The organism is Flavobacterium salmonis, from assembly GCF_903819435.1.
GTDB classification, from domain to species: Bacteria; Bacteroidota; Bacteroidia; order Flavobacteriales; family Flavobacteriaceae; genus Flavobacterium; species Flavobacterium chungangense.
In genome coordinates this window covers 62,118-86,447 of record NZ_CAIJDP010000066.1, presented here as the reverse complement: position 1 = coordinate 86,447, position 24,330 = coordinate 62,118, and the positions used below count along the sequence as shown (strand labels likewise).

Below are 24,330 nucleotides of genomic sequence, written 5' to 3'. Positions count from 1 at the left end.
GAAGAATTATTTAGTGTCTGGCTAATTATTTTGACAACTCTCTCATACAAACCAATCGGACCCGGTAAATTTTGATATTTTGAATTCGAGTTTTTGAATGTTTTTTAATAGTAACGATTTTAAAACAATCTTTCAATCTATATTTTGACATGGTTGAGGATAAGTCACTTTACCATTTGTTTGTATTCAATGGGATCATCTGGCAAAATTAGTTTTGGCCCTTTCCATAACCTCATATAGGCCCTGAAATAAGAAATATTGTTATGCGGTTTAACAAATTTATTTAAATGCAACCATGGAACAGAAGGATTTTCATGATGTGCCAGATGGAGATTGAAATTAAGATAAAACAACCTAAACAATGGATTCATTTTATGATTGTGAGCACCATGAACGACAGATCTATGAGAGAAGGCATGACTAACATAATTTTGAGAAGACCATATAAATGCATGAAATAGATACATAAGTAAATATGGCACTATATTCAAGTTTAGAAAAATTATTATACCAATATGATAACAAATTGTTATCACACTTTCAATTCTAATTTTAATATACCTTTGACTGTTAGAATTAGTACCGTTCACCAATTCTGATATATCGTTTTTATTTTGAATAAGTAAATTTATTATCTCCCTTGGCAAAAGAGCGAAAACAAAAGTAGCAATGAGAATACTAATCCATTTAAACCCTATGTTAATCATAAAAAAGCTTATTTTTTTAAACCATCTTTTACGATGGTCATAATACAAATCAATTAGCTCATAGTCTGTTCGATTGTTTTTATGATGATTTAAATGCGCTTTCTGAATAAAGGTAAAGGAAGATCCAAACACAATAGAAAGCATAACACCTAAATAATAATTCATCTTTTTATCATTTAATGCTATATTGTGTTCAGCTTCATGAATAATGGAATAAACAGGAATAAGAAAAAGCCCAAAAAGCAAACAGATAATTAAAAATTTCAAGCCCAGAACTTCATTTTTTCCTCCAATGAATAAAAGATAATGGATTGCACTCACAAACAAAATGGAAAGCACAATGTTTATTTTATTTGGGATTGGATATTTTTCGTTTGCTTTAAGCATAACTGTCTTTTTTTAATTGATACACGCTGTCTTTTAACTTTTTCTTCATTTCCTGATGGTTTTCAAACATTTGATTTTCAAATTCATTACCAAAAACCAACCGAACATTAGTGTTACATTTATTAAAAAATTCTCTAAAAATAAACAACAAACCAATTTTATTACTTAAAGTATTTAAAAGATAGAAAACAGATGAATTTTTCGAATCAATAAATACAGGAACCACAGTTATTTTTGATTTGTTAATAAATTTTATACAAGTGTCATTCCATTCATTATCTGCAATGTTAAATTTTCTTCCTTTTATTTTTGATATATCTCCAGCCGGAAAAAAAACAACTACTTCATTATTTGATAAACTTTTAATTATTTCCTTTAATCCCAGATAACTTAAATGCTTTTTTTTACTGTGATCAAAAGGGTTAACATAAATGAAATTCTCTCCAAGAGCCTCGTGAATTTGAGCAAATTCTTTAAGCAAATAATTGACAACAATTTTTACTTTTTTATTACGTTTCAACAAAACATGAATGATGGATAGTCCATCTAATAATCCTGTAGGGTGATTTGCTACAATTATGAATGGCTTGTTCGACAGAAAGATATCATCATTTAGAAAAACAGCCTGGTTTTTAATGTTAAACTTATAAAACACAAAATCAATAAATTTTATATTCTTATAGGTTTTAGCCTCATCTAAAAGACTTTCAAAACGATTCATTTTGAGCAATAAACATATAGGTTGTAAAATAATTTTAATAAAGAAATTATTAAACCCTATTTTTTTTATGATCAACTCATATAAGTTCATTTTTTTGCATTATGATGTTTTCAAAATTATTTATGACATATTTGTGTTTTATAGAAAATCCGAACTGACTAAAAAATTTAATATTTTTATCTCCCTGTGTTGTAAGTACAATACACTTATTGATAATATCATTTTGTTGAAGAAAAATTTCTATTGATTTTTTACCGATACGAAATTGTTGACTCTCCAATTTTACTGCCAGCATGCAACAATGCCAAAATGATAAATGGGGTTCTATTTTTTTTAAGAAAGTAATGTTTATTTTTGAAATCTTCAATAATCTTTTTAACTCTCCAAAATCAATCAGAAAAGGGATAAAAATAATTCTACTCTTTATTAAATCAATAAGATTAGGTCTTAAATAACTTGAAGGTAAAAACGTAAATGTACCTACTATTTTTGAATTATGATATATGGCAAAAGTCCCATTATGTCTTGAATACAATCTCACCATACAGGTTAGCAATAGCTTCAATTTAGTTGCTCTTGTTTTTTTATTGTTAAAAACGTACAAATATGCATTATTGTTCAGCATAGATACAGTCAGTAAGTCTGCAATTTCATGAATCTGGTCATCGCTTATAACTTTTAGCACTATATCTAAAGCATTTAATTCTTTTTGTATATATGTATGTTCCATAATTGAGTAGTTTCTTTTTTTATTAACTCATCGTATTGATCACTTAAAATAAAATAATCATCCGAAAATGGTTTTGTTACTCGAAGGTTTCCACGAACTACAATTAAGCTCCCTTGTTCAATTTTAGGGCTAATTTCTTGCAGATAAGTCTCTTCTGTTTTTCCTTTGAGAAAAGACGGAACATCAGAGAGAGAAAGAAAAGTTGCATTTTCATGACTGTTTTTTATAACTTCAAAAATATTGCCCTGTATATATTTGACAGTAGTTTTATTAGCACCTTGCTTTATTTGTTGGAATAGTTCAGGATCTGCTTCAATAAGATAACCTTCTTTAAATTTTATGTTACCCCAGAAAGCCATTTGAGCAAAAAAACTACCTCTTATGCTTATGGTTTCAAAAATATTCAAAAATATTCGAGCAAAATTTTTATAAGTAGAACCTTTAATGTTTTTTTTAGGGAAATCACCTTTATACAGGATAGAATTTAAAACTGCAGAATTTCCAAGTAGCAATAAAACGATTTTCCAGCGCAGATGAGGGAAGAAATTAAGATAATAGAATTTCTGTTCTTCAAGGGATTTTGAAAAAAAGATTTTTTGCCCCTTCTTTCCTGTTATAAGATTATTTATTTTAGATAATTGAATAAGCATTTTTTCAAATTTCCCCATGTAGATTATCTTACTCCACTTATTTTGTTGAAAGAAGGCCCAAAGAAAAAGCCTGGCTTCACTTGAGATTGTGATACGATTAAAAATTTCCTGTCTTTCTGTTGGAGTTATGTCAGTTACAGAATATCCCCAAAAGTTACAAAACTCTTCGTGAGTCAATGCTTTTACGGTTTCAATTCTCAATTCTGTAATATATAATTGCTCTTTTAATATATCAACACAATTTATACATACCGGTTCTTTTGCAAAAAGAGGCAGAATACGTCCGCCGCTGCCTGCAATAGAAAAGACATTTTTGCTGTTTTGAGGACACAAGCTTAATTCAAGACTTGTATCCTCATCACCTAATGTATAGTTTAGTGTATTAAAATATTTACTTTTCATTACTTTATCAGGTCATTCAATAAATGATACCTACTTTTTCCTCCCTTTTTTAGGTTTAAATACTCATCCAAAACACTATCTAGCATTTCAGACTGAAGTCGAAGAGATGTTTTCAAAACTTTTTCAACAACATACCAATCATCATCTGTTTTGCAGAATTCGCTTATCATTTCATCTATTTCCTCAGCATGTTTTTCGTCAATCGTTGCATGTGAAATCAGAAAAGTCATCTGGCTTTTTTGCAAATTCAAAGTTGTTTTTACCTTTTCCATTAATTGTCCTATATACTGATATGAATCTTCCGCCCAAAAACTATATCCTAGCCTTTGCAAAGGGTTTCCATTTGTAGAAATCCAATACAAGTATCCAATGAATACTTCGGTATTAGGATGTGGGCTTGGAACCAGAAAGCTTTCTTTCTCTAAACCCAAACTCAGTAAGTCGTGCATGGCCATCATTTCATGTCCAGTTTCTTCTTCCGCATGTTCAAAGCAAAATTTTATATATTTAAATATTTTTTCTTTCATATGTGCACCCACAAGAGCCTGGTGTTTTGGATTGTGCATTACATAATGGTAGGTTTCGATTAGATATATGCCATAAAATCGGGCATCAAAATCTCCGTTTAAAATAAAATTAGCCCAATTTGAATTTTCCAATAAATTAGCCCATTCGCTGTCTCTTTTTTGTTTTAGCTCGATGAATCGGGAAACCGATACGTTTTCTTCAATTTTTTGTACTGACATATTTATAATTTTTTTGGTTAATGTTTATGTTCAATTGTATTAATTATATCTTCAATCTGACCGCCTACTAAATAGTAGTTGTGTGACGATCTGTCTTTTAACTCGAAACCTTGCTCCAGCAATAATTCTGCTCCAAGTCTTTTGTACATTCTCACTAATCCTGCATTACAGATTGCGAAATATCTAGTATAAGAAGTATTGTTAATGACCCAACAGCTGAAATTGTAAAATAACAAAGCGTGTAATTCTTTATTTCTATGATTTTCATCAATATATACCCTGTTTAGTTGCAATGTGGATTGATCGTTAAAAACAAAATTTAAGTATTCAGGAAGAGCGTCACTAAATTCCCATTTGCCATTTATTATAGGAGAGGCTCTACAACTGCCAATTATTGCCTTGTCTTTGCAATAAAAGAGAAAAGAATGATCATCATAGCCATCTTTTGCTATATGACCATATTTGCTGGTATTAAACAAGTAAGGAAATTTTTCTTTGGCAATTTCATACCTTGAATTATATATTTCATTTTTCTCTGTCTGTGTTTCCGCTAACTTAAAGGTAAAACTAGTATCTCTTGTTAATGTGTCATTGATTTTAGTCATATTGGTTTGATTTACTTTAACTTTTAACCTATTGTTCCCTTGTTTTAAGGATTTTGTAGTATTCCCTTAGTTATTTCTATTTCGTTTATATAATTAAATCAAACACATCATGCAAAAAAGCATGAGTAAGATTAATTTTTTCAAATAGTAAAAAGCTTTAGGCTAAAAACTAAACGATGAACTATATGCAACAACAATTGGCAGTTATTGCGCCGTTAAATTTTGTGGTATTTTAAGTTTTTGATTAAAAACTATATCAAATTTAGTTTTTTTTTCTAAAATATAACAATATTTTTCTTTCTTTTTAACTGAATTATAGCAGAAAATTGATTTAGGAGATTAATTATGAAAATATTTAACGGTCTCAGGCTGCACTTAAACGTTTTTCAGAGCAATTGAACGTCAAAACAAATCACAAACAACACATAATCAGTATCTTTATATGTAATTTCACTGCTGTTCTCAACTTTTATTTAATTATCATGAAAGCTAATGCGATACATCTTATAGTAATTGCAGGTGTTTTTTCTTTGAATAGTTTTAGTCAGGTAAACCAGGTAATTACCAATGCCGATATTCGAAAAGCACCCTTAAAGTTTGACGACAAATCCGACGAAGATCTTGTTATAGAATCGTATTCTGTCGAAGAAGTAATCAATCTCGCTGTCGGAAAAAAAAGAATTACGACATACGAAGTCTCAAAACTCGACATGGTCAACACCTACGATTTAGGACCCAATAACACCAGAACCGTAACAGCCATATACCAAAAAGCACATGTTAAAGCTACTGAACCTGTCGCACCCTCAAAAATAATAACTGTCAAAACCGACAAAACCATTCAGCCGATAAACATTAAGACAACCGTTCCTGCATATAGTAAAGACTCCGTAAGCATTAATGTTTTAAACATATACACTAATGTTGTAGACAAAGGATACAAATCAGCAGACATGCTTAAAAAGGTCGCAGATAAATTTTATTTTGAAAATGATTTTGAAGCAGCGACTAAATACTACTCAGAACTATTTAGTCTTGAAGAAAATTCAGAACCTGTATATTATTTACGATGTGCCAAGTCTCTAAAAGCAATTAATCAACCGGAAAAAGCTGAGGAGATGATTAAATTGTTTGAAAGTAAAAATACAGCTCTTGCAATGTCCAAAAAATAGAATCGGTTCGAAACAAAAAAAGACTATCAAAAAATGATAGTCTTTTAATAAGCTCCCCCTCTTGGGCTCGAACCAAGGACCCTCTGATTAACAGTCAGATGCTCTAACCAACTGAGCTAAGGAGGAATCACCTTAAAGGTAAATATGTTTGCTAAAAAAAGTTTGCTCCCCCTCTTGGGCTCGAACCAAGGACCCTCTGATTAACAGTCAGATGCTCTAACCAACTGAGCTAAGGAGGAAGTTGTTGCTCTTTTTAGCGAGTGCAAATATAATTGATTTTTTAGTTTCTCAAAAATATTTTAACTCTTTTTAAAAAATATTTTTTCTACTTCACAATTGCCTTGTAAATATCGTTCCCGTTGGCAAACAAAAGTAGTGCTATAAGTATTACGAAACCAACCATTTGGGCATTTTCAAGGAATTTATCACTTGGTTTTTTGCCACTAACAATTTCATATAATAAAAACATCACATGGCCTCCGTCAAGGGCCGGAATTGGCAATAAATTCATTACGCCAAGCATAATTGATAATAAAGCAGTGATTGACCAGAAAGCTTCCCAGCTCCAAGTGTCTGGAAAAACATTAAAAATTGAAGCAAAACCACCTACTTCTTTATAAGCTTCTGTTTTAGGATTGAATATCGTTTTAAGCTGACCTGCATATTCAACCAATCCGTTTGCTCCTGTTCTAATTCCAATTGGAATAGATTCTGCAAAAGTATATTGCTCACGATTAATTTTATAAAGATTCAATTTTTCCAGATTAGAATAAGGTAATCTATGAGGATACTCTATTCCTGCCTGAGATTTATTATTGAACTTTATGGTTGTCTGAATGATTTTATTATCCCTTTTTATTGTTACAGGAACAGTTTTTCCACTAAAATTTTTAAACTGTGAAGATACTTCATCTGCATATTTTAGAGGAATCCCATTTACGTGAGTTATGATATCAGCTTTTTGTAAAGTTTTAGTGTTAGGAGAACCTTTCTGGAATCCACTAACCACAAACGGAATTCTCATTTCTACTAAAGAATGTTTTACTCCAGAGTTACTAATCTTATTAATGATGTTAATAGGAAACTTAATCGTTTTTGTTTCGTTGTTTCTCTCTACCGTGACTTCTTTCCCCATGTATAAGTTCTTAGCGATATCATTGTAACGATCCATTTTCTTTCCGTTAACAGCAATAATTTTATCTCCCGTTTGTATTCCTGCCTTTTCAATTGCAGGATTGGTTACCCAAATACCATCTTTCAAATCCGCATTAGCCACATACGTATCACCGTAAACAAATGCCATACCTATATATATAATAAAAGCAAGAATAAAGTTTACCGTAACCCCTCCCAACATAATAATCAAACGCTGCCATGCCGGTTTCGAACGAAATTCCCATGGTTGAGGAGGAAGAGCCATTTGCTCTTTGTCCATACTCTCGTCTATCATTCCGGAGATTTTTACATACCCTCCAAGCGGAAGCCATCCAATTCCGTAAACGGTTTCGCCTATTTGTTTTTTAAACAACGAATATTTAACATCAAAAAATAAATAAAATTTTTCGACTCTGGTTTTAAATAATTTTGCAGGAATAAAATGCCCTAATTCGTGAAGAATAATAAGTAATGATAAACTCAATAGAAATTGAGAAAGCTTGATAACTATATCCATTTTGTATTTTTAGTTCTTAATTTAACGCACAAAAGTAACGTTTCTATTTTAATTTGACAGCGCAATATAATACATAAGGTTTTAAATGTTTGTTAATTAATAAACATTTGAATTTCTACTTTTACAAAGATGCTTTAACTTTACTTTTTAATCGCTATCCTATTCAATTGGTAGCATAAAACCATTAAAAGTTACAGATATGGCTTCATTATTATTCTCACCACTTACTATAAAAAATATTACGTTCAAAAACCGGATTGTTATTTCGCCAATGTGCCAATATTCTGCAGTAGAGGGATTTGCAAATAATTGGCATTTGGTTCACTTAGGAAGCCGGGCCAGCGGTGGCGCAGGTTTGATTATTCAGGAAGCTACAGCCGTTTCTCCCGAAGCCAGGATTTCTCCGGCAGATTTGGGAATCTGGAAAGACGGGCACATCGAAAAACTAAAAGAAATAAATGAATTTATAGTTTCTCAAAATTCGATCCCGGGAATCCAACTCGCTCATGCAGGACGAAAAGCCAGTGTTTCGGCTCCATGGCTGGGAAATAAAAAGTTAGAGAAATCAAATATAGGATGGCAAACTGTCGCTCCAAGCGCAATACCCTATCACGAAAATGAGCCATTTCTTCCGGAAGCTTTAGATAAAACCGGAATTCAAAAAGTGATTTCTGATTTTAAAAACGCTGCTAAAAGAGCCGTTGAAGCCGGATATCAGGTTATCGAAATCCATGCCGCACATGGTTATTTATTACATCAGTTTTTATCGCCTTTAACGAATGTGAGAACAGATGAATATGGCGGAAGTTTTGAAAACAGAATTCGTTTTACCTTAGAAATTGTTGAAGCCGTTCAGACAGAGTGGCCTTCAGATTGGCCTTTGTTTGTCAGAATTTCAGCGACAGACTGGGCGGAAGGAGGCTGGAATCCTGAAGAATCTGTACAGCTTTCGCAACTATTAAAAGAAAAAGGAGTAGATTTAATCGATGTTTCATCCGGCGGATTGGTTTCACATCAAAAAATTGCTATTGCCCCGGGTTATCAGGTTTCTTTTGCAGAAAAAGTAAAAAAAGAAGCTAATATTTTAACCGGAGCAGTTGGTTTGATTACCGAAGCCAAACAAGCTGAAGAAATTTTAAATAACAGTCAGGCCGATTTAATTTTGTTTGCCAGAGAATCACTAAGAAATCCACGCCTGCCATTAGATTTCGCCGCTGCATTAAACGACAATATTCAATGGCCAAAACAATACGAAAGAGCTAAACTATAAATTTATTAGCCACGCTTTACGAATTATAGTTTTTAAAATAAATTCGTGGATACGTAGCAGAAAAAAACATATAACAATGCAAAAAATAAAAACAGCACTATTATCATACGGAATGTCGGGAAAAGTTTTTCACGCTCCTTTTTTAGATCTTCATCCCGGTTTTGAATTATTAGGTTCATGGGAAAGAAGCAAAAAACTGATTCAGGAAGATTATCCAACTGTAAAAAGTTATCCTTTAATTGATGAATTATTGGCAGACGATGTAGATTTGGTTATTGTAAACACGCCTGTTGGAACTCATTTTGAATATGCTAAAAAAGTGCTTCTGGCCGGAAAACATGCCGTTGTTGAAAAAGCATTTACTACAACCGTAGCTGAGGCTGAAGAACTGGCTCAAATTGCCAAAGAGAAAGGTTTGAAACTGGCTGTTTTTCAAAACAGAAGATGGGACAGCGATTTTAAAACGATCCAGAAAGTAATTAACGATGGCGTTTTGGGAGATCTGGTTGAAGCCGAATTTCATTTTGACAGATACAATCCGATATTAAGTCCAAAAGCTCACAAAGAAACTGTCAATGACGGAGCCGGAATCCTCAAAGATTTAGGGCCTCATTTAATTGATCAGGCCGTTTGTCTGTTTGGTTCTCCAAAATCTGTTTTTTCAGATATTCGTTATACCAGAGAAAACTCGGTAGTAGATGACTGGATCGATTTGTTATTGATTTATGAAGATTTCAGGGTACGTTTAAAAGCTGGTTTTTTTGTGAGAGAAGCACATCCTGCTTATACCATTCACGGTAAAAAAGGTTCTTTTTTAAAACAGCGTGGCGATGTTCAGGAAGACGAACTCAAAATAGGTAAAAAACCAAACCGTGACTCCTGGGGAACAGAATTAGACGGTTTTGAAGGACTCTTGCACACCGAAATTGATGGAAAACCAATCCGTGAAAAAATCAAAACACTTCAGGGCAATTATTTTGAATATTTTGATGGTGTTTACAATGCCATTTCAAATAATAAACCGGAACCTGTTACCGCTCAGGACGGTGTAAAAGTAATGCAGGTTATTGAAGCCGCGATTGAGAGTAATGTGCAGAAAAAAATTATTAATTTACAATAAATGTTATATAGAAATTATTGCCGCACTTAACAGAATTGAAGGTTTTGATCTTAAAAGGGCTTCGACTCCGCTCAGCCTGACAACTGAATTTCAATTAAAACTAACTTGCTAAAAGACCTTTTTGTCATGAAAAACAAAAAAGAATTGTTACCGGAAGAACGTGATCAGCTGCTTAAAACTCTAAAAACCCGTTTTGAGAAAAACATAAACCGTCACCAAAATATGGATTGGGACAAAGTGCAGATAAAACTGGAATCTAATCCTGAAAAATTGTGGTCTCTTAATGAAATGGAGAAAACCGGAGGCGAACCGGATGTTGTAAGCTTTGACGAAAAAACATACGAATACATTTTTTTTGACTGTTCTGCAGAAAGCCCAAAAGGACGCAGAAGTGTTTGTTTTGACAGTGAAGCACAAGAATCAAGAAAAGAATTCAAACCAAAAAACAATGTTATTGACATGGCTGCCGCTATGAGCATTGAACTTTTATCCGAAGAACAATACAGGGAATTACAAAAGCTTGGAAAATTTGACCAAAAAAGTTCCAGCTGGATAAAAACGCCTCCTGAAATTAGAAAACTTGGCGGTGCGCTTTTTTGCGATTATCGTTATGAAACTATTTTTGTGTATCACAACGGAGCTGAATCGTATTATGCTGCAAGAGGTTTTCGGGGAGCACTAAGGGTTTAAATTCACAATTTATAAACAATAACGTTGTATATTTAATAAACAATTCGTTGTTCTTTAACTTTAAAATAGGAATTCCGTACCTTTGTATATACAAATTTAAAATGTATTTCTGTGATAGATTTCAATCCATTAGCCTTATTCCAAACCAAAGGAAAAATCAAAAAAGTCTATCGTGAGGCAAAAGCTTCCTATTTGAATAGAATTCGTTTTGCTGTTGGAATGTTTTATTTTGGAATGGGTTTGAGTTTTGCCACCTGGGCAAGCAGAATTCCGGATATTAAAACGGCTTTACATTTAAGCGAGGGAGAATTAGGTTCTGTTCTTTTTGCACTTCCGGTCGGACAATTGATTATCATGCCTTTTTCGGGCAAAATGGTAACTAAATTTGGAAGTCACCGCATTTTGATTTTCTCATTAATCATGTATGTTTTCAGCCTGACCAATTTAGGTCTGGCAGCAAGTGCGCTTCAGCTTTCCTTGGGATTATTCACCTTTGGTATATTTGGAAACTTGGCTAATATTGCCGTGAACACTCAGGGCGTTTATACTGAAACACTTTTCAAAAAAAATATCATGTCATCCTTTCACGGTATGTGGAGTTTTGCCGGATTTACAGGCGCTTTGGTAGGGCTGGGTATGCTATCACTTCATTTAACTCCTTACCATCATTTTATAATTGTAGGAATTGTTGTTTTGTTGATGGTTGCTTTCAATTTTAAATTTTTGGTTAAAGCAAAAGAAAAAATCAAACCTGCTAAAGAAGGTAAAAAATTATTTACCAAACCAGATAGCTCCTTATTATGGCTCGGAATAATTGGTTTTTGCAGCATGGCAAGCGAAGGCGTTATGTTTGACTGGAGCGGAATTTATTTTAAAGATATCGTAAAAGCTCCGGGTGCTTTAGTAATTTTAGGTTACACTTCTTTTATGATTATGATGGCCAGCGGACGCTTTATCGGAGATGCCATGAATAATAAATTTGGCCGAAAACGCGTCATGCAAATTAGTGGCTGCATGATTTCTTTGGGTCTTTTTACGGCTGTCTTCTTTCCTTACATTATACCTTGTACAATTGCTTTTATGATTATTGGTCTGGGTGTTTCTACTATAGTCCCTACCGTTTACAGCCTTGCAGGTAAAAACCCTACTGTGTCAGCAGGCGAAGCCTTAACGATAGTTTCGAGTGTCAGTTTCCTTGGATTTCTTATGGGTCCTCCTGTTATTGGGTATGTTGCAGAAACCTTAGGGCTTAAATTTTCTTTTGCCTTTATTGGAATCTTTGGTGTTTTGATTGCTTTTATGGTTTCTAAAATAAAAGTATCAGCATAATCTAAATCATTTCTCAAATTTTATAGGACGATAATTCTGCATACAAGTAATTTTTAACAGGAAAAAACAAATAAAAAGTATTTTTGTAGTATCTTTGTAATATAATTCACACCTAACTTTAAAGTTATTAATGTTTGAAAAATTTTAATACCACTAATTCTCTTATTTTCAATCATTTATATTTCCAAACTCAATTTGATTTTTTTGACTAAAATTTCTGAAAATTCAAAGTTTCAGTCAAAAAACTATTTACACCCTTTTCCTTTTACAGGAAAAGGGTTTTTTTAAACAAATTTGGTTTCATGCATAAAAAATTATTGGTTCTTACTTTATTTATAACTTTCAAAATTGCTTCTGCTCAGGAAAAAACTATTTTTTCAGGGCTGGTTATCGATTCTAAAACTCAAAGTCCATTAGAAAACACCGTAGTCAGTGTTCAAAATTCAACATTGATGCAACTCACCAAAAAAGACGGAACATTTGAACTGCATTCAGTTCTTCCTGGTGAGCAATTACTTTTAGTACACACTCAGGGTTATAAAGATTTACTACTAAAAGTTAATTCCAATTTTGGGCAAAAAGTAAATCTCGGAATCTTAGTATTAGAAGAAGATCAAACAGAAAATTTACAAACAACTATTATTTCGCTTTTAGAAAGCGATTTAGAAGAAAATAATACCTCTTCTGAAACTACCTCCGGACTTTTACAATCTTCGAGAGATGCATTTTTACAGGCAGCAGCATTCAACTGGGGTCAGGCAAGATTCAGTGTTCGTGGATTAGACAGTGAAAACGCAACCATGATGCTTAATGGGATGAAAATGAATAAAATTTTTGACGGCAGACCACAATGGAATAACTGGGGTGGATTGAATGATGTACTCAGAAATCAGGACTTTTCAATAGGTGCAGCTCCTTCCGACTATACTTTTGGAGGTATTTTAGGTACTCAGCAAATTTTTACACAGGCATCTTCTTATAGAAAAGGAACCCGAATATCTTTCTCGGGAACCAATACAAATTATAGCTGGAGAACCATGGTTACCTATGCTTCAGGAATGAAAACCTCTGGTTGGGCGTATGTCTTTTCTGTTGGAAAACGCTGGGCCGGCGAAGGCTATTTTGAAGGAACGAATTATAATGCAAACTCTTTTTTTATAAGTGTCGAGAAAAAATTGAACCCAAAACATTCTTTAAACTTTACGGGTTTTTACACCCCAAATGCCCGCGGAAAAAACTCGCCAAATACTAATGAAGTTATTAATCTAAAATCTGAGAAATACAATTCTTATTGGGGCTATCAAAATGGTGAAAAAAGAAATGCAAGAGTAAAAAATGTCGAAGAACCATTGCTGATGCTCAATCATTATTTTAAAATCAATGACCGAACCAATCTAACCTCAGCAATTATGTATCAGTTCGGAAAAATCGGTAACAGTAATATTGATTATCAAAATGCAGACAGTCCTGACCCAACTTATTACAGGAAATTGCCCAGTTATTTTAGTTCACTTTATGCTGCCGACAATGGAGAATTTTCGGGAGAATTTACTCCTGATTACGAAAATGCGGCAATAAGTAAAACCTTGTTTTTAGAAAATTCGCAGATTAACTGGGATGCAATGTACAAAGCCAATCAAAAAGCTGTCGTTAATAAGGAAGGAATCATTACTGGATATGAACCTTCAAAAAGCCATTATGTTCTTTATGAAGACAGAACCGACGACAAAACTTTAGCGTTTAACTCAAACCTTACTACGCAGCTTACAGAAAACATTTTTTTTAGCGGAGGAATACTTTTTAAAAATCTAAAATCACATAATTTTCAGAATCTTCTGGATTTATTAGGCGGTGAATATTTTGAGGATATTGATTTATTTTATATAGGAGACCAATCTCAATCGGATCTAAAAAACCCGGATCGTGAGGTAAAAACCGGTGATACTTATGGCTATAATTTTAATTTTTATGCTACAACGGCAGAAGCTTTTACGCAGTTTCGATTTGTGTACAGAAAAGTCGATTTTTACTTAGGAAATTCTTTTTCAACTTCAAAATACCAGAGAGAAGGTTTATACCAAAACGGCATTTATCCGGACAATTCATTCGGCAAAAGCGAAAAAGCAAATTTTGAAAATTTCGGATTCAAAGGCGGACTTAACTATAAAATTTCAGGAAAACAATGGCTTCTTTTTAGTGGAATGCATCAAACCAAAGCGCCTTCTCTCCGAAATACTTTTTCTAATTCGAGACTAAACAATTCAATTGTAAACGGAATCGAAAACGAAACTATAAGTAGTGCTGATCTCAATTATGTTTACCATTCCCCAAAACTAAAAATGCGTATTTCAGGTTATTATGCATTGATAAAAAATACCACAAAAACATCCTTCTTTTATGCCGAAGGAATTTTTGATGACGGAGCCGGCTATGACAATACAGATGCTTTTGTGAGTCAGACACTGACCAATTTAGACAAGAAAAACATCGGTGCCGAGTTAAGCCTTGAATATCAGGTTTCATCTACTCTTAAAAGTATTTTCTCAGCGGCTTACGGAAGTTACACCTATAGCAGCAATCCAAATGTTTTGATTACCAATGATGCCAATGCAGCGGTTGCAGATACAGAAAACACATTTGATTTTGGTAAATCCTTACTCAAAAATTACAAACAATCCGGTATGCCGCAACAGGCTTTTTCATGTGGAATAGAATATCGTGATCCTAAATTCTGGTGGATTTCTGCTAATCTCAATTACATTACAAACAGTTATGTCGATGTTTCTCCAATTTCAAGAACCTCCCGTTTTTATACCAATCCTGCCAGTGGTTTTAATTTTCCCGAGGCTTCAGAAGAACGGGCAAAAATGCTGTTAAAACAAGAAAAACTAAATCCGGTATCCCTCTTAAATATAACCGGTGGAAAATCCTGGCGCATTTACAATAAAACAATCGGACTTTTTGCCAGTGTTAACAATATAGTTGATTTTAGATATAAAACAGGCGGGTTTGAGCAGGCAAGAAATTCAAACTTCAGAGAATTGAATCAGGATGTTTCCAGCGGAACTCCTTCTTTTGGACCCAAATATTTTTATGGCTACGGAAGAACTTATTTTGTCAATATGACTATTAATTTATAATTTAAAAATCCTTTTTTCAAATGAAAAACAGCAATAAAAGTTTCATATCAATATTATTCCTATTCCTTTTTTGTAATTGCAATGATGATGTCAACATTCCAAAATTAGAATGCACGCAGCCTGATTTAATCGTAAACAGAACCGTTGAAAATGTGCTGAAAACGGCAACGATTACTGCTACAAAATATGTTTACGATGATATAATTGAAGCTTATGTAATTTCAAGTGATGAAAACGGAAACTTTTTTAAAATCCTGTATCTTCAGACTCTGGCGACAGACACCAAGCCAGCTGTTGGATTCAGCGTTGCTATAGATGCGACAAACACTTTTATAGATTATCGTGTTGGAAATAAAGTGTACATCAAATTAAAAGACCAGTTTACCGATTTATTTTATGGAGGAATGCGAATTGGAAGTCTATATGAAGGCAATTCAGGAGCCGCTTCGGTAGGAAGAATTTCTCAAAATGATTATAAAAAAGTAGTACATGCTTCGTGTACGATGCTCGATGAAGATCAATTAGTCAATTCAATTTCTATTGAAGAAGCTTTAGACGACAGTAAACTAAACACGCTTATTGAATTGTCTGACGTTCAGTTTTTGGAAGCAGCTATTGGCCGTCATTATTTTGAAGAGGCGAATAATGTTGGAGGATCTACCAACTGGGGACTAAGAGATAAATCCGGAAATCAGATCATTTTCAGAACCAGTAGTTTTGCTGATTTTTCAGACCATTTAGTTCCTGAAGGCAGCGGAAAAGTACGCGGAATTTTAACCAAATATGCTTCCGATTATCAATTAATGATCCGTTCAGAAAAAGATGTTGTTATGGATGGAAAAAGCAATATTCCTTTTTTTACCGAAGATTTTCAAACGGTTACCAATAATGTCAATTTTGCATTACCCGATTGGAGCAATATCGTAGAAAAAGCTTCAAAATTATGGAGAACTATGGTTACCGCCGGAAACGGTTATGCAGAATTTAACACTACAAGCACAACAGCTGCACAAAATATTGCCTGGCTGGTAACGCCAAAAATTAATTTAACTCAATATAAAAATACGGTATTGTCTTTTAGAAGTGCACAACATGACTTAAAAGTCGATTCGGCTTTGAACACTTTAGAAGTTTACATCTCAACCAATTTTGACGGATCAAATGTAACCAAAGCCACCTGGATAAAACTAGACGCAAAAGTAGCATCACTTTCTACACCAACACGCCAGTTTATGAGTTCCGGTGGAATTGATTTATCTGCTTATTCAGGAAATGTAAATATTGCATTTAAATATACAGGATCAGGAAAAGACAAGACACTTAACGGAGCATTTATGGTGGACGATGTGAAAATGTTTGGAGAAAAAAATTAGCTAATAACTAAACATCAAATAATAATTAATTCAAGTTGGTAGTTAATAGCTTTGTTTAATTGTAATCCAAAAACAAATAAAGTTAGTTAATAAATTTTTTAATCTGTATTTTAAAGAAGCAACCAAAATAATAAACACCCTTAAAATCAATAATAAACCAGTTAAAATTTAGAAAATATAATAGATTACAAAGTACAAATGGTTTATGAATTAATTTTAAAAATTATTTTAATCATAAATTGTTAATTTTTTATAGAATTTTGTATTTTGGTCGTCCCAAATCAATTGAAATACATATGAAAAAAATCTACTTGTTTGCCATCATTGCAATGGTTTCTACCAGTTTATTACACAGTCAGGACAGCCCAGTTCGCTTAAAACAAATTAACATTGTAAAAACAAATTACCAAAATTCTAAAGACGGTGAAATTGTAAACAAAACAGTTCTTTTTAAAGACGGAAAAATTGAAAGCATCACAACTTCAGATGTTATTCAGAAATTCTTTTACAATAAAAATGGATTATTGGATATGACCGTGAAGGATAAAATTGGGAGCGACTGGAAAGAAGTTATTAATTACACTTATAACGCAGATAACAATATTACAAAATTTGTAAACAAGTATCACGAAGGTAATGACTACATAACTAAAACCGTGACCTTTTCATACGATGGAGCAAGAATAAAAGCTATAACAAAGAAAAGTACAAATCACCAGAATATCCTTGAAGATATTGAATATATTGTAGAAAACGGCATTATTGTAAGACGCACCTCACGTGACAGAAATAAGGCCATTATTGGTAAAATTGAATATGTCTATGTAAATGACAACGTATCAAAACATAAGGGGCTTGTTGGAGATAAGATCTCTAAAACGTATACTTTTGATGATAAAAAGTCTGTAGATCAGTTAATCGTTCAGAATTTATTTGGCGATAATTATAAAATTATTGTTCCAATGATTTCATATCATGAAAATGAGTTTAGCTTTGAAACAATATCTTATAATAATGAAGTAAATTTCAGCCCTACTTCTACTGCTTTAGTTGCCGTAAGCAGAAAGTACAAATACAATAAATTAAATTTTCCTATTTCATGCTCTCAAATTGAAGAAAACGGAATTGTAAAAACAGAAAAAACATTTATTTACGAATAAACACTGTATTTCAGTTTACTTTAAACCATTTAGAGAATTAATTTTCTAAATGGTTTTGTTTTTATACAAGGTCTGCAACAATTTCTTAAATAGAACTTAAAAACAATATTCTATAAGTGTTAGTAGTTTACAAATCATTAAATTTGCAACTTATTCAAAGCTATGTTAGAAAAAGAAGTTATAAATTTTGAGAAAACAGCTATTGTTGGTATTGTAACTCAAAATCAAAGTGAAGAAAAACTTAACGAATATCTGGATGAATTAGAGTTTTTGACTTTTACCGCCGGTGGTGAAGTGATTAAACGCTTTTCGCAAAAAATGGAACGCCCGAATCCTAAAACTTTTGTTGGTACGGGAAAAATAGATGAAATTAATCTTTTTGTAAAAGAAAACAGTATATCAACTTTAATTTTTGATGATGAATTAACGCCATCGCAGCAAAAAAATATTTCTAAAATTATAGATTGTAAAATTCTGGACAGAACCAATCTTATCCTGGATATATTTGCTCAAAGAGCCGAAACATCGTATGCAAGAACACAAGTAGAACTAGCACAATGTCAATATTTACTGCCAAGACTTTCTGGTCTATGGACACACCTTGAGCGCCAAAAAGGGGGTATTGGTATGCGTGGTCCGGGTGAAACTGAGATTGAAACAGACAGACGTATCGTGCGTGACCGAATTTCGCTTCTGAAAGATAAAATCAAAACCATTGATAAACAAATGGGTGTTCAGCGAAGCAATCGCGGTGCGATGGTCAGAGTTGCTCTTGTGGGCTATACCAATGTTGGAAAATCAACCTTGATGAACGCTATTGGCAAAAGCGATGTTTTTGTTGAGAATAAATTGTTCGCAACCTTAGATACTACGGTTCGAAAAGTGGTGATTAAAAACCTGCCATTTTTACTTTCGGACACGGTAGGTTTTATTAGAAAATTGCCAACTCAATTGGTAGATTCTTTTAAAAGCACACTTGATGAAGTTCGCGAAGCCGATTTATTGCTACACATTGTAGACATATCGCATCCTGAATTTGAAGATCATATTGCCTCTGTAAATCAGACTTTGCAGGATATTAAAGCACATGAAAAACCGGTTATTATGGTTTTCAATAAAATTGATGCTTACAAACATCTGACGATTGATGAAGATGATTTAATGACTGAAAAGACGCCAAGACATTTTACACTTGAGGAGTGGAAAACAACCTGGATGCATCGTTTAGGCGAAGATAATGCTCTCTTTATTTCGGCTGCCAATAAAGAGAATTTCGAAGAATTCAGGGAAAGGGTTTACGAAGCTGTCCGACAGATTCATATTACGAGATTTCCTTATAATAAATTCCTGTATCCGGATTACAAGGATGCAATTGAGAAGGACGAAGAATAAAAATTCCTGATATTGTAAGTGCAAAAAAATAATTTATATTTTTATTAAAGTATAAACCAGATACAATATATAATAACAAAAGGCTGCTGAAAATTTTCAGCAGCCTTTTTATTATTGCTTTTAAAACTTTTAAAATCCGAAACTAATCCCTAGTCCAAAAACTTGTCTGGTTTGAAATCCCCTGAAAGCATTATCATCGTAAATGGCCTGGAAAGAAAAATTGGCTGATAGATATTTATTAACTTTCATAATGATATTTAAAGAGTAATCCATATCAACATTCTGTGGATCTTCTAAATAGTTTGAATAAACATTCAGGGTGTTTTCTGCAGTTACGTTGGTCATAATAGCCAGTTTGTAATAAATCGAGGAATAAAAACCTAATTCGTAACGTACACTTTTATTGGCATCGACTCCAAAATAAGTTCCATCTACGTAACCAGTTCCTGAAGTGTAAGCATTATCTACAAAAGTGAATTTTGAGGTTAACGGTGCAAAGTTTATTTTTAGATTGGCATCTTTTGACCAGTAAATACCAGGACCAGTAGTCAGATAACCCGGAGACAAAAACTTAGTACTTTCGGTTCTGATTTCTTTTCCGTTACTATCCTGACCATAAATATATCCTGTTGTGAACTGTGTCCTAAAATTCAAAAAATAGGAGTAATACCATTCTCCAAAAGCTTTTTTACCTACAATAGAGTTAAATTCTAAACGGTCATCTGTCTTTTTTGCGAAATCAGCCGTTTTAGTCTGTAAAAGTCCGTAAGAAGCCAGAATTTTGTTATCCCAGGTTATATCGTCTTTTTTGTAATTGAAGTCGTAATTAATTCCAAGAGTCCCTGAAAAACTGTCTTCTCCTCCTGCAATCCAGTTGTTGAAACTCGATTGATTTAACAACAGTGATACGGTTCCTTTGGTTTTCCAGCCTTCATCTACAACAGTATCGTTTATAATTTTAACTGCTTTTTCAGTATTCTGAATTAATTCTTTTTCGGTGTTTTGTGCCTGAACTAAAGCTAAATTTGCTAAAACGAAGAGTAATACAAGTATCTTTCTCATGGTTGTTTAGTTTAAGTGTATTAACAAATATAGTACTAAAAACGCTAAAGCCCGAGAGTTTATTGGGTTATAAAGAAAGTTATTTCTTAGATTCTTTATATAAGGGTACCGCAGAACATGCCTCTCCATACATAATGCTTCTGGCAAAAGGCTGTAAATATGTTGTTGCCAAAATATAAGCGCGCATAGGTACCGGTTTTTTGGAACAGCCTTTTACAATAACAGGTTTGTTTTTGTATGCCGAATAATCAATTGTTAATAAAATTTCTTCGTACAAACTTCCGTCCAGATCTTCTATTGTTCCATTAACTACTTTTTTTGCAAATGGAGCTAATTGTACTGCAACTAAAATTAATGCCCAAGCCGGGATAATAGCATCTGTACTGCAATGGACAGCCACATACTGATCCTGATATTGTGTCCAGTCATGATTTTTAAGATGCTCCCTAAAGTCTTTTTCTTTTAATAAAAATCCTTCCAGAAGCCATTGCGAAATGTCAATCTGTACACGCATTCCTTTGGGATAATAATCCTCCAGATCAAAAACTTCTAAGGCGCTGTTGGCAACTTTATTGATAATTTCTTCCATTTTTTTAGTCTGAAAGTCGAAGGTCGAAAGTCATAAAGTCTTTGTACTTTCAGACTTTATGACTTTCAACTTTACGACTATTTTTTAAAGCATTCCTAATTCTAATTTTGCTTCTTCGCTCATTAAATCTTTACTCCATGGCGGATCAAAAGTAATTTCTACCTCAACATCTTTTATGTGTTCGATTGTTTTTACTTTTTCCTCTACCTCTCTTGGTAAGCTTTCTGCAACCGGGCAGTTTGGAGATGTTAAAGTCATAAGGATTTTCACTTCGTAATCCGTATTCACCATTACATCATAAATCAATCCTAATTCGTAAATATCTACAGGAATCTCAGGATCGTAAATCGTTTTTAAAACTTTTACAATTGATTCTCCTAATTCGTTTGTGTCTATTTCTTGTTCCATTTTATTTGTTTTTTCTTTTTCACCATATAAGTGATATAAGTTCATTTAATTTTTGAAACCTATTTGTGTCGGATAATAAAAGCGCATTTAAGAAGCGAACTTAAATTTACTTATATAACTTATATGGTTTAATTTTTATTTTTTTTAATCTTCTAGCCAGCGATACAATTCGTTGACATATGTTTTTTGGCCTTCGTGATAAATATTTGTAACGTTAAAGTTTATCATTAGTCCAATTGGAGACTTTAAAAGTTTCATATAAGACATTAATTTGGCAATATGAACTGGAATAATCTGATCAACAGCTTTTAATTCAAGTACTAAACAATTTTCTATAAATAAATCACATCTTAAATCTGATTCCAATACTAAGCCCTTATATTCAACCGGAATAATCAACTCAGATTGAAAATTTATTCCTCTTAAAGATAATTCTCTTATCAAGCACTGATGATAAATGTTTTCTAAAAGCCCTGCGCCAATATTTTTATGAACTTCAATCGCCGCTCCATTAACCTGATAAATTAAATCCGTTAAATATTTCTTTGTTATCATGTAATTTTTTCACAATAATAAGAAATAAAAAAGAACGATAAAACTTACTTTTTTTATTTTTCACCATATAAGTAATATAAGTTCATTAAATACTGTAATCTTATATGATTTTCTTTCTTAAGTAAACCAGTAAGCACAAAGCTTATATTTTCTAATATGAACTTATATGGTTAAAAAAACTTTTAATTTTTGTTTTTTGAATCAAAAGCCAAAGCGTACATTTTGATGTTTTTTATCATTGAAACTAAACCGTTTGCACGTGTTGCAGATAGATGTTCCTTTAAACCAATTTCGTCTATAAACTCCGTATCTGCTTTTATAATATCTTCAGCTTTTTGATTGGAGAAAGCACGAATCAGAATTGCAATAATTCCTTTGGTTAAAATCGCATCACTGTCTGCTGTGAAAACAATTTTATCATCATTTTGTTCTCCCTGAAGCCACACTTTCGACTGGCAGCCTTTGATTAAATTTTCCTCTGTTTTATATTCTTCTTTGATTAACGGAAGACTTTTTCCTAATTCGATGATGTATTCGTAACGCTGCATCCAATCGTCAAACATCGAAAATTCATCTATTATTTCGTTTTGTATTTCTTTAATTGTCATAATTATTCTTTAACAAAATCAGTCAGCAAATTTACCAGTTTTTCAATTTCCTTTGGTGGAAAACCATTGTCAAAACCCGGTGTCTCGTAGGTTTTCTGATTTTGGGTTATTTTTAGATTCCCAATTGCGGCACCGTCATAAAAACGTTTTTCAGTTGGTGCTTTTAAAGTTGGTATACTTTCTAAATTTATTTTTTCGAATTCCGCTACAATCTGTTTCCATTTTGCATCATCGATTTTATTTTCTACTGCTTGTACATCTCTGCCATTGATAACTGAAACGGACTGATTTTGAACCACTATCTTTTTAAAATAGCCTCTTGACATAGCCGAATATTCAATAACTGTTGACGTCATGTCTGTTTTTTTTTGGCTGGAACATCCCGTTCCGATAAAAATAACGAGGAGCAATAATGATACAATTCTCATAAGATGAATTTTAGCTTAACATTGTTTTTGCTTTTTTAACGGCCTCAACCATTATATCAATTTCTTCTTTCGTATTGTAAAAAGAAAACGAAGCACGAATCGTTCCCGGGATACAAAAGAAATTCATAATTGGCTGCGCACAATGGTGTCCGGTACGAACTGCAATTCCTAATTTATCGATGATAGAACCAATGTCATAAGGATGAATCCCGTCTATATTAAACGAAACTACCGAAGCTTTATTTTTTCCGTTTCCGTAAATTCTCAAACCTTCGATTTCTAACAAACGTTTTGTAGCATGTTCTAACAATTTGTTTTCCTGAAGCTGAATATTTCCAAAACCAATATTGTTTAAATAATCAACTGCAGTTCCTAAAACTATTCCGCCAGCGATATTTGGGGTTCCGGCTTCAAATTTATGAGGCAGATCAGCATATGTTGTTTTTTCGAAAGTAACTTCTTTGATCATTTCACCACCACCTTGATATGGAGGCAGTTTGTTTAGCCATTCTTCTTTTCCGAATAAAATTCCGGTTCCGGTTGGCCCGCACATTTTATGCCCTGAAAAAGCGTAAAAGTCACAATCCAAATCCTGAACGTCCGGTTTTAAATGCGGAACAGCCTGTGCTCCGTCAATTAAAACAGCAGCTCCAACGGCATGTGCTTTAGCAATCATCTCCTTCACAGGATTGATTACACCAAGTGCATTCGAAATATGATTTACCGTAACGATTTTAGTTTTCTCAGATAATAAAGATTCATATTCGCTGATGATCAGTTCTCCTTCTTCATTGATCGGAATCACTTTTAAGACAGCTCCCGTTTTTTCACACAACATTTGCCACGGCACTATATTGCTGTGATGTTCCAAAGAAGAAACTAAAACTTCATCACCCGGTTTTAAAATAGAAGCAAAACCATTCGCTACTAAATTGATTCCGTGTGTTGTTCCTGAAGTAAATAAAACTTCATGAGAAAATTTGGCATTGATATGATGTTGCAATTTTACACGCGAAATTTCATACGCATCTGTCGCCAACTGACTCAAAGTATGAACTCCACGGTGAATATTGGCGTTTATTTCCTGATAGTATTTCGCTTCGGCATCAATCACGATTTGTGGTTTTTGCGAGGTTGCCCCATTGTCGAAATATATTAATGGTTTTCCGTTTACTTTTTCAGAAAGTATCGGAAAATCAGCTCTTATTTTTTGAATATCCAGCATAATTTATTTAGAAAAATTCTATTTACAAAAGTACTAAAACTAAATTGTTTTATCTGCCAATTCTATCATTTCCTTTTATAGTACTATCAAATTCAAAATTGTAATGCAGATTCCTCAAAAATTAATTCTTTTTTTCAGAGTTTCTTTCAAATAATTTAAAAACCAGCCTGATAAAATACTGTCTATAAA

Annotated in this window: 23 protein-coding genes and 2 tRNA genes; 9 read left to right on the top strand and 16 right to left on the bottom strand. The window is 33.0% G+C overall.

Annotation, left to right across the window (positions count from 1 at the left end):
* Window positions 1-164: 164 nt before the first annotated feature.
* The 6 genes from FLACHUCJ7_RS09685 to FLACHUCJ7_RS09660 form a co-directional block, all read right to left on the bottom strand.
* Window positions 165-1,094 carry a fatty acid desaturase family protein gene (locus FLACHUCJ7_RS09685; protein WP_180908755.1) on the bottom strand — a complete coding sequence of 310 codons (930 nt, stop codon included), beginning with the start codon at window positions 1,092-1,094 and terminating at the stop codon, window positions 165-167.
* Window positions 1,087-1,815: a 1-acyl-sn-glycerol-3-phosphate acyltransferase gene (locus tag FLACHUCJ7_RS09680; protein ID WP_180908754.1), complete on the bottom strand. Its 729-nt coding sequence runs from the start codon at window positions 1,813-1,815 to the stop codon at window positions 1,087-1,089. The genes FLACHUCJ7_RS09685 and FLACHUCJ7_RS09680 overlap by 8 nt, the downstream gene beginning before the upstream one ends.
* A gap of 76 nt (window positions 1,816-1,891) precedes the next feature.
* A complete protein-coding gene (locus FLACHUCJ7_RS09675; protein WP_180908753.1) occupies window positions 1,892-2,545 on the bottom strand; it encodes a hypothetical protein in 654 nt (217 codons plus the stop codon).
* Window positions 2,515-3,597 carry a DUF3419 family protein gene (locus FLACHUCJ7_RS09670; RefSeq protein ID WP_180908752.1) on the bottom strand — a complete coding sequence of 361 codons (1,083 nt, stop codon included), beginning with the start codon at window positions 3,595-3,597 and terminating at the stop codon, window positions 2,515-2,517. Before FLACHUCJ7_RS09670 ends, FLACHUCJ7_RS09675 begins: the two co-directional genes overlap by 31 nt.
* The gene (locus FLACHUCJ7_RS09665; RefSeq protein ID WP_180908751.1) at window positions 3,597-4,343 is read right to left on the bottom strand and encodes an iron-containing redox enzyme family protein; all 747 of its coding nucleotides are present in this window, start codon (window positions 4,341-4,343) and stop codon (window positions 3,597-3,599) included. Before FLACHUCJ7_RS09665 ends, FLACHUCJ7_RS09670 begins: the two co-directional genes overlap by 1 nt.
* A gap of 17 nt (window positions 4,344-4,360) precedes the next feature.
* Window positions 4,361-4,948, bottom strand: coding sequence for a GNAT family N-acetyltransferase (locus FLACHUCJ7_RS09660; RefSeq protein WP_180908750.1), 588 nt, complete (start codon window positions 4,946-4,948; stop codon window positions 4,361-4,363).
* Window positions 4,949-5,430: 482 nt separating this feature from the next.
* Between FLACHUCJ7_RS09660 and FLACHUCJ7_RS09655 the strand changes: the two genes are divergently transcribed.
* Complete coding sequence (locus FLACHUCJ7_RS09655) at window positions 5,431-6,120, top strand: hypothetical protein (RefSeq protein ID WP_180908749.1); 690 nt, start codon at window positions 5,431-5,433, stop codon at window positions 6,118-6,120.
* 52 nt (window positions 6,121-6,172) lie between these two features.
* Here FLACHUCJ7_RS09655 and FLACHUCJ7_RS09650 read toward each other — a convergent pair.
* The 3 genes from FLACHUCJ7_RS09650 to rseP all read right to left on the bottom strand — a co-directional run bounded on the left by FLACHUCJ7_RS09650 (window position 6,173) and on the right by rseP (window position 7,792).
* Window positions 6,173-6,246 (bottom strand) — tRNA-Asn (locus FLACHUCJ7_RS09650).
* A 39-nt stretch (window positions 6,247-6,285) separates the two neighbouring features.
* Window positions 6,286-6,359, bottom strand: a tRNA-Asn gene (locus FLACHUCJ7_RS09645).
* Window positions 6,360-6,445: 86 nt separating this feature from the next.
* Window positions 6,446-7,792, bottom strand: coding sequence for an RIP metalloprotease RseP (rseP, locus tag FLACHUCJ7_RS09640; RefSeq protein ID WP_180908748.1), 1,347 nt, complete (start codon window positions 7,790-7,792; stop codon window positions 6,446-6,448).
* A 199-nt stretch (window positions 7,793-7,991) separates the two neighbouring features.
* Between rseP and FLACHUCJ7_RS09635 the strand changes: the two genes are divergently transcribed.
* The 8 genes from FLACHUCJ7_RS09635 to hflX all read left to right on the top strand — a co-directional run bounded on the left by FLACHUCJ7_RS09635 (window position 7,992) and on the right by hflX (window position 19,266).
* Window positions 7,992-9,062: an NADH:flavin oxidoreductase/NADH oxidase gene (locus tag FLACHUCJ7_RS09635; RefSeq protein ID WP_180908747.1), complete on the top strand. Its 1,071-nt coding sequence runs from the start codon at window positions 7,992-7,994 to the stop codon at window positions 9,060-9,062.
* A gap of 76 nt (window positions 9,063-9,138) precedes the next feature.
* The gene (locus FLACHUCJ7_RS09630) at window positions 9,139-10,182 is read left to right on the top strand and encodes a Gfo/Idh/MocA family oxidoreductase (RefSeq protein WP_180908746.1); all 1,044 of its coding nucleotides are present in this window, start codon (window positions 9,139-9,141) and stop codon (window positions 10,180-10,182) included.
* A gap of 126 nt (window positions 10,183-10,308) precedes the next feature.
* Window positions 10,309-10,872, top strand: a complete 564-nt coding sequence (locus FLACHUCJ7_RS09625; protein ID WP_031454010.1) for a DUF4256 domain-containing protein — start codon at window positions 10,309-10,311, stop codon at window positions 10,870-10,872.
* Window positions 10,873-10,983: 111 nt separating this feature from the next.
* Window positions 10,984-12,201 (top strand): MFS transporter, encoded by a 1,218-nt coding sequence (locus FLACHUCJ7_RS09620; RefSeq protein ID WP_180908745.1) that lies wholly within the window; start codon window positions 10,984-10,986, stop codon window positions 12,199-12,201.
* 302 nt (window positions 12,202-12,503) lie between these two features.
* On the top strand, window positions 12,504-15,341 hold the full coding sequence (locus FLACHUCJ7_RS09615) for a carboxypeptidase-like regulatory domain-containing protein (protein ID WP_180908744.1): 2,838 nt from the start codon (window positions 12,504-12,506) through the stop codon (window positions 15,339-15,341).
* Window positions 15,342-15,361: 20 nt separating this feature from the next.
* A complete protein-coding gene (locus tag FLACHUCJ7_RS09610; protein WP_180908743.1) occupies window positions 15,362-16,714 on the top strand; it encodes a DUF5689 domain-containing protein in 1,353 nt (450 codons plus the stop codon).
* Window positions 16,715-17,010: 296 nt separating this feature from the next.
* A complete protein-coding gene (locus tag FLACHUCJ7_RS09605; RefSeq protein ID WP_031454006.1) occupies window positions 17,011-17,874 on the top strand; it encodes a hypothetical protein in 864 nt (287 codons plus the stop codon).
* A gap of 162 nt (window positions 17,875-18,036) precedes the next feature.
* Window positions 18,037-19,266 carry a GTPase HflX gene (hflX, locus tag FLACHUCJ7_RS09600; protein ID WP_031454005.1) on the top strand — a complete coding sequence of 410 codons (1,230 nt, stop codon included), beginning with the start codon at window positions 18,037-18,039 and terminating at the stop codon, window positions 19,264-19,266.
* A 129-nt stretch (window positions 19,267-19,395) separates the two neighbouring features.
* On the opposite strand, the gene FLACHUCJ7_RS09595 is transcribed toward hflX, so the two are convergent.
* The 7 genes from FLACHUCJ7_RS09595 to FLACHUCJ7_RS09565 all read right to left on the bottom strand — a co-directional run bounded on the left by FLACHUCJ7_RS09595 (window position 19,396) and on the right by FLACHUCJ7_RS09565 (window position 24,141).
* A complete protein-coding gene (locus FLACHUCJ7_RS09595; RefSeq protein ID WP_031453993.1) occupies window positions 19,396-20,328 on the bottom strand; it encodes a DUF3078 domain-containing protein in 933 nt (310 codons plus the stop codon).
* A 79-nt stretch (window positions 20,329-20,407) separates the two neighbouring features.
* Window positions 20,408-20,917 (bottom strand): DUF2480 family protein, encoded by a 510-nt coding sequence (locus FLACHUCJ7_RS09590; protein WP_180908742.1) that lies wholly within the window; start codon window positions 20,915-20,917, stop codon window positions 20,408-20,410.
* A gap of 84 nt (window positions 20,918-21,001) precedes the next feature.
* Window positions 21,002-21,325 (bottom strand): SUF system Fe-S cluster assembly protein, encoded by a 324-nt coding sequence (locus tag FLACHUCJ7_RS09585; protein ID WP_031453991.1) that lies wholly within the window; start codon window positions 21,323-21,325, stop codon window positions 21,002-21,004.
* 144 nt (window positions 21,326-21,469) lie between these two features.
* Window positions 21,470-21,880: a GxxExxY protein gene (locus FLACHUCJ7_RS09580; protein WP_180908741.1), complete on the bottom strand. Its 411-nt coding sequence runs from the start codon at window positions 21,878-21,880 to the stop codon at window positions 21,470-21,472.
* A gap of 182 nt (window positions 21,881-22,062) precedes the next feature.
* Window positions 22,063-22,488, bottom strand: coding sequence for a SufE family protein (locus tag FLACHUCJ7_RS09575; RefSeq protein WP_031453990.1), 426 nt, complete (start codon window positions 22,486-22,488; stop codon window positions 22,063-22,065).
* A 2-nt stretch (window positions 22,489-22,490) separates the two neighbouring features.
* Complete coding sequence (locus tag FLACHUCJ7_RS09570; RefSeq protein WP_317170891.1) at window positions 22,491-22,844, bottom strand: hypothetical protein; 354 nt, start codon at window positions 22,842-22,844, stop codon at window positions 22,491-22,493.
* Between the two features lie 82 nt (window positions 22,845-22,926).
* Window positions 22,927-24,141 (bottom strand): aminotransferase class V-fold PLP-dependent enzyme, encoded by a 1,215-nt coding sequence (locus FLACHUCJ7_RS09565; RefSeq protein WP_031453988.1) that lies wholly within the window; start codon window positions 24,139-24,141, stop codon window positions 22,927-22,929.
* Between the last annotated feature and the right edge of the window lie 189 nt (window positions 24,142-24,330).